The organism is Vibrio sp. AH4 (assembly GCF_030710545.1).
In the GTDB taxonomy this organism is placed as follows: domain Bacteria; phylum Pseudomonadota; class Gammaproteobacteria; order Enterobacterales; family Vibrionaceae; genus Vibrio; species Vibrio metoecus.
The window spans coordinates 275,216-288,536 of sequence record NZ_JALAIV010000003.1; the positions used below are offsets into that span (position 1 = coordinate 275,216).

At 47.1% G+C, this 13,321-nt stretch carries 11 protein-coding genes; all 11 read left to right on the top strand.

Features of this window, described 5'->3' with window-relative positions; all coding sequences use genetic code 11:
* Positions 1-37: 37 nt before the first annotated feature.
* The 11 genes from MKA69_RS14375 (at position 38) to tssH (ending at position 13,321) form a co-directional block, all read left to right on the top strand.
* A complete protein-coding gene (locus tag MKA69_RS14375) occupies positions 38-958 on the top strand; it encodes a sel1 repeat family protein (protein ID WP_305848634.1) in 921 nt (306 codons plus the stop codon).
* Positions 959-1,385: 427 nt separating this feature from the next.
* The gene (tssB, locus tag MKA69_RS14380; protein WP_000031393.1) at positions 1,386-1,892 is read left to right on the top strand and encodes a type VI secretion system contractile sheath small subunit; all 507 of its coding nucleotides are present in this window, start codon (positions 1,386-1,388) and stop codon (positions 1,890-1,892) included.
* A 37-nt stretch (positions 1,893-1,929) separates the two neighbouring features.
* Positions 1,930-3,405 carry a type VI secretion system contractile sheath large subunit gene (gene tssC, locus MKA69_RS14385; protein WP_055044706.1) on the top strand — a complete coding sequence of 492 codons (1,476 nt, stop codon included), beginning with the start codon at positions 1,930-1,932 and terminating at the stop codon, positions 3,403-3,405.
* A 2-nt stretch (positions 3,406-3,407) separates the two neighbouring features.
* Positions 3,408-3,845, top strand: coding sequence for a type VI secretion system baseplate subunit TssE (gene tssE, locus MKA69_RS14390; protein ID WP_000220997.1), 438 nt, complete (start codon positions 3,408-3,410; stop codon positions 3,843-3,845).
* A gap of 5 nt (positions 3,846-3,850) precedes the next feature.
* Positions 3,851-5,620 carry a type VI secretion system baseplate subunit TssF gene (tssF, locus tag MKA69_RS14395; RefSeq protein WP_305848354.1) on the top strand — a complete coding sequence of 590 codons (1,770 nt, stop codon included), beginning with the start codon at positions 3,851-3,853 and terminating at the stop codon, positions 5,618-5,620.
* Entirely contained in the window at positions 5,584-6,600 is a 1,017-nt protein-coding gene (gene tssG / locus MKA69_RS14400) for a type VI secretion system baseplate subunit TssG (RefSeq protein WP_055033770.1), read from the top strand. Before tssF ends, tssG begins: the two co-directional genes overlap by 37 nt.
* Before the next feature lie 2 nt (positions 6,601-6,602).
* The gene (gene tagH / locus MKA69_RS14405; RefSeq protein ID WP_305848355.1) at positions 6,603-8,090 is read left to right on the top strand and encodes a type VI secretion system-associated FHA domain protein TagH; all 1,488 of its coding nucleotides are present in this window, start codon (positions 6,603-6,605) and stop codon (positions 8,088-8,090) included.
* Positions 8,091-8,092: 2 nt separating this feature from the next.
* Positions 8,093-8,569, top strand: a complete 477-nt coding sequence (gene tssJ / locus MKA69_RS14410; RefSeq protein WP_055029344.1) for a type VI secretion system lipoprotein TssJ — start codon at positions 8,093-8,095, stop codon at positions 8,567-8,569.
* A gap of 6 nt (positions 8,570-8,575) precedes the next feature.
* A complete protein-coding gene (gene tssK / locus MKA69_RS14415; RefSeq protein WP_055027905.1) occupies positions 8,576-9,910 on the top strand; it encodes a type VI secretion system baseplate subunit TssK in 1,335 nt (444 codons plus the stop codon).
* A 2-nt stretch (positions 9,911-9,912) separates the two neighbouring features.
* Positions 9,913-10,686 carry a type IVB secretion system protein IcmH/DotU gene (gene icmH / locus MKA69_RS14420; RefSeq protein ID WP_000083403.1) on the top strand — a complete coding sequence of 258 codons (774 nt, stop codon included), beginning with the start codon at positions 9,913-9,915 and terminating at the stop codon, positions 10,684-10,686.
* Positions 10,687-10,711: 25 nt separating this feature from the next.
* Positions 10,712-13,321, top strand: a complete 2,610-nt coding sequence (gene tssH / locus MKA69_RS14425) for a type VI secretion system ATPase TssH (RefSeq protein ID WP_305848356.1) — start codon at positions 10,712-10,714, stop codon at positions 13,319-13,321.

Below are 13,321 nucleotides of genomic sequence, written 5' to 3' on the forward strand. Positions count from 1 at the left end.
AACATTCAGTAGTTTGAGTGAAGAAAAAATCTACGATATGCAGCAATTCTCTGCTCAGCAAGCGTTTGAGAAAGGGCGCTTGCTACGCGCACAATTTAAAAATTTAGCTGCGCGTCAGTATCTAAAGTATGCGGCAGACCTCGGAGAGCCTAATGCTGCCTACCTCTATGCTATGGAAGTCGCCAATTATCGCACCACCATTCGCACGCCACCAGAAAGCCGGCACTATTTGTTACTGGCAGCGCAAGGCGGTAGTCGTCAGGCAATGAAAGTACTGTATCAAGAGGGGGAGTGGCTCAGAACCGCTGAACGCCGTATATGGCAGCAACGTTATCATGATGCAGTGATTGATTTGGGAGGAAAGGAACCAAGTCAAGCGGCTTATGAGCTAGCACTTTACTATCAATATAGTGATCCAACGCTTGCTCAACATTATTTAATGATGGCGACTGAGTTGGAGCATCCAGCCGCACTCATGCTCAAGGCTCAGCAGATAGAGCAAGGAAAGGGAAGTTACCCGATGCCGGGCAGTCGAGCAACAGAAGCGCGTAAAACCTATTTGCAGGCTGCGCAGACAGGGTACATACCTGCGATACGAAATTACATTCAAGATCTTGAAAGCAAAGGGAAATATAATGATGCTTATTATTGGCGTCAACAAGCGGTACAACATGGTGATCTGACAGCTTTAGTAGCAATGGGAAATATCTTAAGCGGTCAAAGTGATCTTTACCGATTTATCGAGAGTGATATTAAGCAAGCTAAAGCGTATTTCGGGTTGTATCTAGAAACTGCAGGTCCTGATCGTCTTTCCAATCTCTATCAACATAGTCAAAAGCAGATGGTTGATATTTCTCTTCAGTTATCCGAACAAGAAAAAATTGAAGCGAGTGAAATAGAGTTGCAACTCGAAAATTACCAGCCATTTTTTAATCATGATGCGTATTGGGATTATTAATGAAATGGAAAATATAATTTGAGTATGATTATAGGCGTCATTTTCTGGGAAGAGATCACGCTTTGAGGTTTTTTATATTACCTTTTTTGTCTCCTTGAATAGAATGCCATCTCATAATTAGCTGACATTGAATAATGACAATAAATATCGAGATCAGATAACTGACACATAATGGCAAAGCGCCATTGATGATAGTTTTGCATATTAATGTCAAAGTTAACAAATCAATCAAAATACCCTGTGAGCGTATGGCTTAGGGTGGAATATTACATTCCACCACGTCACAGAGGATATTGGCTCAATTTCATAGATTGAAATGAGCAACCTTAGCAATGACTAGGGAGAGTTCAAGATTCTTGGTGGTTTGAACGTTACTTTAAACCGCTGTTTCATTGACAACGTTTGGCATAGGTATTGGAGACGTAATATGTCTAAAGAAGGAAGTGTAGCTCCCAAAGAGCGGATTAATATTAAATATATTCCAGCGACGGGGGATGCACAGGCTGAGGTTGAGCTTCCACTCAAAACTCTGGTGGTTGGGGATTTCAAAGGGCATGCGGAGCAAACCCCATTGGAAGAACGTGCCACAGTGACAGTCGACAAGAATAACTTTGAAGCTGTAATGCGTGAGAGCGAGTTGAAAATCACAACGACGGTGAAAAATAAGCTCAGTGATGATGAAAATGCAGATCTTCCGGTAGAACTGAATTTCAAATCTCTAGGCGATTTCGCTCCCGATGCTGTGGCAACACAAGTTCCTGAATTGAAAAAATTAATTGAGCTGCGTGAAGCGTTGGTCGCTCTTAAAGGACCTCTCGGTAATATCCCAGCGTTTCGCGATCGTTTGCAATCTCTACTCAACTCTGATGAGTCGAGAGAGAAACTGTTGGCAGAGCTGAATCTACTCAGTGGCCAAGAAGAACCACAAGCGTAAGCAATAATCCAATTAATTACTCATTAGGAACTTAATGATGTCTACTACTGAAACAGTATTGGAAAGGCCACAGCTTGCCCAAAGCAGCCTTCTTGATGAAATTATGGCGCAAACTCGCATCGCTCCTAGCGAAGAGGGTTATGACATCGCGAAAAAAGGTGTCGCTGCGTTTATCGAAAATCTGATTGGTTCACAGCACTCTGCCGAGCCTGTTAACAAATCTCTAGTCGACCAGATGTTGGTTGAGTTAGACAAAAAAATCAGTGCACAAATGGATGAAATTCTTCACCATTCCGAATTCCAAGCGATGGAATCTTCGTGGCGTGGTTTGAAACTTTTCATTGATCGTACCGATTTTCGTGAAAACAACAAAGTCGAAATCCTTCACGTTACGAAAGAAGAATTGCTGGAAGATTTCGAGTTTGCACCAGAAACTGCACAGTCCGGTCTCTATAAACATGTTTATTCATCAGGTTATGGCCAATTTGGTGGTGAGCCTGTCGGTGCGATTATCGGTAATTACGCCTTCACGCCTTCGACACCAGATATGAAATTGCTACAGTACATGGGTGCTCTTGGTGCGATGGCGCATGCTCCATTTATCTCTAGTGTTGGACCTGAATTTTTCGGTATTGATTCATTTGAAGAACTGCCGAATGTCAAAGATTTGAAATCTACCTTTGAAAGTCCAAAATACACCAAGTGGCGTTCATTACGTGAGTCTGAAGATGCTCGTTATCTCGGCCTAACCGCGCCTCGCTTCCTACTGCGTGTTCCTTACGATCCTATCGAAAATCCAGTTAAATCATTTAACTATGCGGAAAATGTGAGTGCATCGCATGAGCACTACCTGTGGGGCAATACTGCGTTTGCTTTTGCCACTCGTCTTACTGACAGTTTTGCAAAATACCGCTGGTGTCCAAACATCATTGGTCCACAAAGCGGTGGTGCGGTAGAAGATCTTCCAGTACATGTCTTTGAATCTATGGGAGCACTGCAAAGCAAGATCCCAACCGAAGTCCTGATCACTGACCGTAAAGAGTTTGAACTGGCGGAAGAAGGTTTTATTGCTCTAACCATGCGCAAAGGCAGTGATAACGCGGCCTTCTTCTCTGCAAACTCCATTCAAAAACCTAAGATTTTCCCGAATACCAAGGAAGGCAAAGAAGCGGAAACCAACTACAAGTTGGGTACCCAGTTGCCGTACATGATGATCATCAACCGTTTGGCGCACTATGTGAAAGTTCTGCAACGTGAGCAGATCGGTGCTTGGAAAGAGCGTCAAGATCTTGAGCGTGAACTGAACTCATGGATCAAACAATACGTTGCTGATCAAGAGAACCCACCCGCAGACGTACGTAGCCGTCGTCCACTTCGTGCCGCGCGCATTGAAGTGATGGATGTGGAAGGCAATCCAGGTTGGTATCAGGTGTCGCTCTCGGTTCGTCCTCACTTTAAGTACATGGGTGCGAACTTTGAGTTGTCCTTAGTTGGACGTCTTGATCAAGCCTGATTATGACGTACATCGCACCTGAAGAGAGTGCATTTGGTGTTGGCTTTTTCGAACGTTTGGAAGCCAACGCTAAACCTATGTCGCTGACCCGTGGGCCAGATGCATGGGATGTGCTCGAATCGATCAAACGGAATGTCTCTAACATCCTGAATACTCGAATTGGTGGTGCACAAAGCGCTCCCCACCTCGGGTTGGTGGATTTTAACGATGCAACCTTGGAAACCTTAGATCTTTCTGTCCGGATTAAGTTGGCCATTCAACACTGTCTTGAGCGTTATGAGCCGCGTTTGACGCGCGTTCTTGTACGAGCAGATCAAGATAGCTTTAACCCGCTGACTTTAAGGTTTCATATTACCGCGACCATCAATAGCGAAGCGTTGCACGAAAAAGTCCAGTTCAGTCTGTTATTGGATCAAAGCAGAAAATATCGAGTGTTTTAACCTCTATGACGCAAGACAAGTATTTCAGGGAAGAGCTCGCTTTTTTAAAAGAGCAGGGGAAAGAATTTACCGAAATTCACCCTCAGCTTTCGCGTTTTCTTCATGGCCGTACGACCGATCCTGACGTTGAGCGTCTTTTGGAAGGTTTTGCATTTCTTACCGCGCGTTTGCGCGAAAAGGTGGAGGATGAGTTCCCTGAACTCACTCACTCCATCATTAACATGTTGTGGCCAAATTATCTGCGCCCTATCCCGAGTATGAGTGTGGTGGCGTTTGAACCTGATAAAAGTGTCAGCGAAAAGCAAGTCATTCCACGCAATACTCAATTGGATAGTAAGCCCGTATTTGGCACAGCGTGTCATTTCAATACTTGCCGTGATGTAGTGTTGTACCCGATGCAGTGTCAAGGTGTTCATGCTGAGCATACTCGCGAAGCGACCACTATTCAGATCTCTCTGCGCATGTTGGGTGATATGACAGTCGGTGACGCTAAGCTCGATACACTGCGTTTTTACTTGGGTGGTGATAAATACAGCTCGCAGACCGTCTATCTTTGGTTACACCATTATCTACAAAAAATGACCATTGAAGTGCAGGGTGTCGAATTCGCACTGCCTGCTGATGCGTTTTCTACCGTCGGTTTTTCTAGCGATCAAGCACTGCTGCCTTATCCAAAAAATGTCTATGACGGCTATCGAATCTTACAAGAGTACCTGTCGTTTCCTGAGGCATTTCATTTCTTTGATGTGAAAGGCTTTGCCAAAGCTTTACCGAAAGCGGTGAGTGGTGATTTCACCTTACGTATCTATTTTTCAAAAACACTGCCCGCGGATACGCGAGTTCGTCAGGATAATTTTCAACTCTACTGTACGCCAGTCATTAATTTGTTTGAGCATGATGCTGACCCGATTGATTTGACTGGACGTCGTTCAGAGTATCGAATCGTCCCGTCCAGTCGCTATCCTGCCCATTATGAAATTTTTAGCGTGGATCAAGTAGTTGGCTGGCAAGACACCCAATCAGAAGGGAAACGGATCCGCGGTGAGAAGCGGGTTTATTCCTCTTTCGAGAGTTTCCAACATGAGGTCGAACGAGTTCGTCATCGTCAGGCTCTGTACTACCGCACACGAGTGAAAGAGAGCATCCGGGGGGATGGGTTTGATTCCTTTATCTCTTTTGTGCGCGGTGATGAAACGCTGTCCATCGGCGTAGATGAAGCCGTCTCGATCAAACTCACCTGCACCAATCGCTTGCTGCCATTGGAACTGGGGGTGGGAGATATTTGTGTGGCAACAGATAGTTCACCCCCTTTTGCCACATTTAAAAATATTACGGTGCCATCACAGTCGTTGCGTCCCGTGCTCGATGGCAGTTTATTGTGGACGTTGATCTCGAACCTCTCGCTCAATTATCTCTCTCTGTTATCTAAGGATGCTCTGAGCTGCGTGCTGCGTGCCTACGATTTTCGAGCCTTGGTGGATAGACAAGCAGAGCGAGTCGCGCGGATGCGTCTTGATGGTATTGTCAAAATCGAATCGAAACCGATGGATAAAATCCTTCGCGGTTTGCCTGTACGAGGTTTGCAATCGACCTTGTACGTGGATCAAGCAGGCTTTGGGTCCGAAGGCGATCTGTTTTTGTTTGGTACGGTACTCAGCCATTTCTTTGCGCTTTACGCCAGCATTAACTCATTCCACGAATTGGTCGTGGTCAACATCAGCAATCAAGAGAAGTACTCATGGGGCACACAGAGCGGAATGCAGCCATTGATCTGAATTCAGATCCAGCGCAAGCCTCTGCGATGAGCTTGCCGGGGAATGTTAGGGAATACAACTTCTATCAACTGGTTGAGCTATTGCAAAAGTTGGCTGATCTGAATCCAGAGTCGGAAGAGTGGGAGCGTGAGTGCCGTTTGGTGTTTAGTGCCAACCCAAGCCTTGGATTTTCGCCTAGTGATGTGATGGCGTTAGAAGCTCGTGAAGATGAGCGTTGGGTCATGCTCACCAACTTTTTTGGTTTGTCGGGGGCACAATCCCCTTTACCCGGATTCATTATTGAACAGTTGGTGACAGAAGAACCGGGCGGACACAAGCAACCATTTCTCGATTTTTTCAATAATCGATTGATTAATTTAGTTTATCGAGTTTGGCGTAAATACCGTTACTACGTGCGTTTTCAGCCCGGCGCGCAGGATGTGTTCTCAGCACAACTGTTTGCGCTAGTGGGATTGGGTGACCCAGATCTGCGCGGTGAAACGCCGATCAACTGGTGCAAGATGCTGGCTTATGCTGGCACGTTGGCTGGGCGCAGTCGCTCTCCGCAAGTGGTTGCCGGCATTATCGCACATTGCTTTGATTTACCGGATGTCTCCATTCGCCAGTGGGTAAGACGTCGAGTGTTGATTGACCGTAGCCAGCAACTGGCACTGGGTCATCAGAATGCGCGCTTAGGTGTTGATACGGTGATTGGCGAATCGGTCGTGGATTGCTGCGGAAAATTCATCATCTGTATTAAGCAGTTATCGCGCAGTCGATTTGCGGATTTTTTGCCATCCGGCAAAGAGTATCAACCGCTTTGTAAGTTAGTCGAGTTTATCTTACGTGAGCAGATGGCGTATGACCTTGAGCTGACGATGGATGAGAGTGAAGCTCCGGTGTTTTGTCTGGATTCTGAACAGAATATCGCCCTCGGCTGGACCTCGTTTCTTGGCCAAGATGCAGCCAATAAACACGTTTTAATTCAAGTAAGGCAATAACCATGAACTCAGTGACGCTTCCTTCGTTGACCCTCTTAGTCACCAATGCTCAACACCTAGAATCGGGCTTGTCGGCTCAGCATACTTGGACATCCGCCGGCGGCGTGATTGGTGCTTCGCCTGCAGCACAATGGCGTTTAGTGGATGCGCAAGGCAGCGTAAAGCCGGTGCACTGTGAAGTCATGATGGTCGATGGTGCATACTGCTTAAAAGACAACTGTGGCGAAACCTACGTCAATGGGGCGGACATGCCGTTGGGGCGGGAAAAGTTAGCACGTCTTACTCATAAAGATGAAATCAGTGTTGGGCCTTATCGGTTACGGGTGTTGTTTGGTAATGCGCTGGAAGTGGAGGATCAATATGGCTCACTCGATACGCTGTTTTCATCACAACAAGAAGATTTGCTCGCTGATTTAACCTTGGATATTGAACCAGAAAAAACCGACGTATCGCCCAATACCGATCCGTTACAGGCACTCGACACTTTGATGGGAACCTCCAGCAGTGCTACCTCACTTTTGGATGAATCAGCCCATAAACCTGCCTCACCGGAGCAACCTAGTTTGGTTCCGCAGGACAATTTGGTACTGCAAAACGCCGATTTTACGCCTCAGGCGGACAGTGAATATGAAATGACGTCATCGATCCGTCTGAAGAAAATTCTTGGTTTTGCGAAAGCCACATTTTCAAAACAAACCAAAGTGGAAGCACCCAATGTGGCTTCCTCTAATCCCACCGTTTCACACTATAACACTAGCGCAAGCAACGTATCAGAGGGCTTCACAATGGATGAAAAAGTACTGGATTTGTTAGAAGAGGAAGTCGCGAAAAGTTTCCAGCCGCAGCAGGAAAAGAACGCGTATTCTCACTTGCATACCTCGCCGACTAGCCAAGTCAACCACCTCGTTACCGGCCCAATTTTAGATGGTCTGGGGGTTGATTTGAGCGATGAGCATGATATGGAGCGCATGCATTTGTTGTCGCAAGAATTAGGCGAATCTTTGCAAGCGTGTGTTCGAGGTTTGCTCGATTTGCACCAACAGGTCAGCGAAAGTCGTTTCGGTACTTTGAATCGCAACCTACAACCGATTGAAGATAACCCACTGCGTTTAGGCCTCTCTTACGAAGAAACAATACGCACGCTATATGATGCAGAGAAAAGTGTAGTGCATCTTTCTGCGCCCGCTGCGATTGCGGAAAGCCTAAAAACGGTACGTGACCATAACGAAGCCATGCAGTTTGCGACGTCCGAAGCGTTAAGCCAAATCCTCAATGCTTTCTCTCCACAAGTGATGCTGCGCCGTTTTCATCATTACAAACGTAATTCGGATGCTACGCAAACTTCAACAGATGCATGGGCTTGGAATATGTATTGCAGCTATTACCAAGAGTTGACCTCTAACCGTCAGCGTGGATTTGAAAAACTGTTCTGGGAGATTTTTGAGCAAGCCTACGATCGCAAGATTCGCGAGAAGCAACTGGAGCTATAACCGTGAACAAAGTGCTGTGGATGCTGTTTTCGTTGATGGTATTGACCGCTTGCAGTTCGTCGGAACAGTACGAGCCTGCGAAAGAGCCAACTAAAGTGACCTTCAGTCTTGTAAGTGATGAAGGGGTGAACCCCAACATTTGGGGAGAAGCGTCACCGATTGAAATTCAAGTCTTTGAGCTAAAAGATGACTCAATGTTTATGTCATCCGACTACGACCAGCTCAAAACAGATTATAAAAAAGCGCTGCGCAGTAACTTTGTTAAAAACTACGACTACGTGTTGACGCCCGGACAGTTCAAGTTTGTGAACGCTTTTGAAGTGGATGAAGAAACGAACTACATCGGAGTTATGGCGCATTTTGCCGAGCCAGAGCTCAGCGAATGGAAGAAAGCGGTCAAGGTGCTTAACAAAGGACGAGAGTATCACTTGCTGATGCTATTCAAAGACTACGATGTGAAATTGGATAAGGTGGAATAACAAACGATGTTTGCGCGTAACCGAGTGATCTGGAATGAAGGGCTGTTCATTAAACCCCAGCATTTTCAGCAACAGCAGAGATATACGGAGTACTGCCTGGATGAACGCCTGAGCACCGTGAGTCGTTATTTATATGGTATTTCCGAGTTATCACTTAACCCTGAATACCTCTCTTTTGGCCGCATCGCAATTGAGCGCGCAGTAGGGGTGATGCCCGATGGTACGGCTTTCCGTATTCCGCAAGAAGATCATCTACCTGATGCGCTCGAAGTGACCGATGCGTCATTGGCCAATCAGATTGTTTATCTGGCGGTACCACTACGCAGTGAATCCCTGATGGAGATTAACTGGCCTGAAGAACGTGGCACAGGACGTTACATTAGCCGTCGTCTTGAGGTGCGTGATGTGCACAGTGTGCAAGGCGATACTACAACGATTGATGTGTCTCCAGTGCGCTTGCAACTCATGCTTGAGCGTGAAGACCGCAGCTCATTTGCTTCGATTGCGATCGGTCGTATCTTAGAAAAACGTCCTGATGGCAGTGTCGTGCTCGATCCCGACTTTATTCCTTGCCACCTCAATGTGGTGGGTATTTCTGCACTGCACCGCTTTATTAATGAGATGTCAGGGCTGATGCGTGAGCGAGCAAAAAACATCGCACAGCGAATCAGTTCCCCAGCGCAAGGTGGGGTGGCCGACGTGTCTGATTTTATGCTGTTGCAAGCATTAAACCGCCTACAACCGCAAATGAAACATCTCGCCGAGCTACGCAGTTTGGCTCCAGAACGTTTATTTGAATGTCTCTCTTCGGTGTGTGGTGAACTTGCTACTTTTACTGATGAAAGCCGTCTACCGCCGAGTCTACCTAGTTATAACCATGACTTACCAAGCCAGTCATTTCAGCCTTTGATCCACAGTCTGCGCCAGAGCTTGAGCGTAGTGCTAGAGCCGCGGGCTGTTTCGATTCAGCTTGATAAACGTAAGTACGGTTTGATGGTCGCACCAATTCATGATCCACAGTTGATGGACAGCGCTGAATTTATTATTGCCGTGAAAGCACGCATGCCACTGGATGAACTGCGTCGTCTGTTTACTCAGCAAACCAAAGTGGCTTCGGTGGAGAAAATTCGCGAGCTTATCTCACTGCAGTTGCCGGGTATTCCACTTACACCATTACCTGTCGCGCCGCGTCAGTTGCCATACCATGCTGGTTATACCTACTACCAATTGGATAAAACCAGCGCCGCGTGGGCGATGTTAACGCACTCTAGCGGTTTCGCGTTCCATGTTGCTGCAGCTTTTGATGACCTTGAGCTGCAATTCTGGGCCATCAGGAGCTAATCATGTCACAGAGTAAAAAAGAGACACCACTAGCCAGTTTGTTGTTTGACGATGTGGAAAAAATCAATCACGACCAAGACTACTGGTTTCAGCTGCGTGGTGATAATCCAAATGTGTTGATTGATGCAGCAACGCCCCTGTTTGGTCTTTCACTACGAGTTCGTTCGCTGACCGAATGCGACAACATTGAACAGATCTATCGCCAAACGATTGAAGAAATTAAAGCGATTGAAATCGAACTGACCGAACAAGGCTACGAACATGCGATCTTAATGGCCTATCGCTACATCCTGTGTGCGTTTTTGGATGAGTCTGTGATGGGAACGGAATGGGGCGCATCCAGTGTGTGGGCGGAACACTCTATGTTGTCCCGCTTTCATAATGAGACTTGGGGCGGCGAGAAAGTCTTCACCATTTTAAGCCGTCTCGAAGGTGAACCCCATCGTTACCAAGCGTTGCTAGCCTTTATCTATCAATGCCTAATTTTAGGCTTTGAAGGGAAATACCGAGTCATGGAAGGAGGACAGGCGGAGCGCGAAAAAGTGATCAACCGTTTGCATCATTTGCTCAGCAGTTTTGAGGAGAGTGAACCGCAAGATTTCACGCGCCCAACCGACCATGTGGTACGAGCGAAATACACCTTAAGCCGGCAGATGCCAGTTTGGTCAGTTTTTGCTGGCTTTATCGTGCTCTGGATCGGTCTGTTTCTTGGTTACAGCTATCTACTGCACAGCAAATCCAGTGATGTGCTCAATCAACTCAATCAAATACTTTAAACATAATTAGGCTAGGTGGTACGTTGTGATCCGTATTGAATTACCCACTCTTATTGCAAAACTGAATGCACAAAGCAAATTAGCACTGGAGCAAGCCGCATCGCTCTGTATTGAACGCCAGCATCCGGAAGTCACTCTCGAACATTATCTGGATGTGTTACTGGATAACCCTCTATCGGATGTGCGCCTTGTGCTCAAGCAAGCCGGGCTAGACATTGATCAAGTCAAACAAGCGATCGCATCGACCTACAGTCGTGAACAAGTACTCGATACGTATCCCGCGTTTTCGCCCCTGCTTGTTGAATTATTACAAGAGGCTTGGCTGCTTTCGAGCACAGAGCTTAACCAAAATGAGCTGCGTTCAGGCGCAATTTTCTTGGCCGCATTAACGCGCGCGGATCGTTACCTTTCGTTTAAATTGATCAGCCTGTTTGAAGGCATCAACCGCGAAAACTTAAAAAAACACTTTGTGATGATTTTGAGTGATTCTGCCGAAACCGCCGTTGAGCAGAGCGAGAAAACTCTCGCGAACCCACTGCAAGCGGCTGCGGAAACACCTCTAGGACGTTTTTGCACCAATGTGACTGAACAAGCGCGTAACGGTGAACTGGACCCCGTATTGTGCCGTGAAAATGAACTTAACCTCATGATCGACATTTTGTGCCGCCGCCGCAAAAACAACCCGATAGTTGTGGGTGAAGCCGGTGTCGGTAAAAGTGCCATGATTGAAGGTTTGGCGCTGCGGGTTGTTGCCGGAAAAGTGCCGACACAACTGCAAAATGTTGAACTTTATGCGCTAGACCTTGGCCGTTTACAAGCGGGAGCATCGGTGAAAGGGGAGTTCGAAAAACGCCTAAAAGGGGTGATTGATGCGATCAAACAGTCACCTAAGCCCATCATTTTGTTTATTGATGAAGCACACACCTTAATTGGTTCAGGCAACCAAGAAGGGGGCAGTGATGCCGCTAACTTGCTTAAACCGGCATTAGCCCGTGGAGAATTGAGCACGGTCGCGGCAACCACTTGGAAAGAATACAAAAAATATTTTGAGAAAGATCCTGCCTTAACGCGCCGTTTCCAGTTGGTCAAACTCGATGAGCCGACCATTGAACAAGCGGTGGATATTCTGCGCGGCCTCAATAGCGTGTATGAACAGGCGCACAATGTGCTGATCACGGATGATGCCCTAAAAGCGGCTGCTGAGCTTTCGGCTCGCTATATCTCTGGCCGTCAACTGCCAGACAAGGCGATTGATGTGTTGGATACCGCTTGCGCGCGTATCGCGATCAACATGACTACCCCGCCTAAACGTTTAGCGCTATTGGAAACCTTGTGCCATCAACGTCAGTTAGAAATTGACATGTTGCAGCGCGCGCAATTCCTAGGGCAAGAGGTCGATAGTGAGCGTCTTGATGTTTTGCGTAATCAAGAGTTGACCGATGAAGCGGAAAAAGCCGCATTGACGGAAAGTTGGCAACAGCAAAAAGGCTTGGTCGAATCGATCATTGCGCTGCGAGCGGAGCTTATGGAGCTGAGCCAAAGCGAAGCGCAAGATCCTGACCATTTATCTGTAGTGCGTACGGCACTGCAAGAGCAGTATCAGGCCCTTGAAGCGATTGCACATGAACAGCGCCTGATGCACCCCCAAGTCGATGCAGACCAGATTGCTGAAGTCATCGCCGATTGGACGGGTGTTCCAGTGGATCAAATGAACACCGATGAGCTGCATAAAATAACTCATTTGACGGAGATTTTAGGTCAAGCCATTAAAGGGCAAGAGACGGCGATCGAACGAATACATCGCCATCTATTGACTGCGCGTGCGGATTTGCGTCGTCCTGGGCGTCCAAAAGGCGCGTTTCTATTGGTTGGGCCAAGCGGTGTGGGTAAAACGGAAACCGTGGTGCAACTGGCGCAACAACTCTACGGTGGTAAGCAGTTTCTCACCACCATCAACATGTCTGAATACCAAGAGAAACACACTGTTTCACGCTTGATTGGTTCTCCTCCGGGTTATGTTGGCTACGGTGAAGGCGGTGTGCTGACGGAGGCTATCCGTAAGATGCCTTACTCCGTGGTTCTACTCGATGAGGTAGAAAAAGCTCATCCAGAAGTTTTAAATATCTTCTACCAAGGCTTTGATAAAGGGGAAATCGCTGATGGTGAAGGTCGAGTCATCGACTGCCAAAACATCGTGTTCTTCCTCACGTCGAACTTAGGCTACCAAACCATAGTCGATTATGCCGATGAACCTGCCAAGCTCGATGAAGCACTCTATCCAGAATTGGCCGCTTTCTTTAAACCCGCACTGTTGGCGCGTATGGAAGTGATTCCCTATCTGCCATTGGGTAAAGAAGTGTTGGCACAGATTGTACGTGGCAAACTGACTCGCCTCGAAAAACTGTTCAAGACGCGTTACAACGCCGAAGTGGTGATTGAAGAGAGTTTGATTGAAGAGATCTTGAACCGTGCGACACGGAGTGAAAATGGCGCACGTATGTTAGAGGCGATCATTGAAGGTCAACTGCTCCCTCCTGTCTCGTTAGCACTGCTCAATAAGCTAGCGGAAAGAGCGCCCGTTGAGCGTATTCGCCTAGCGGCGGAAGAGGGTGAGTTTATTGGAGAGGTGGCGTAA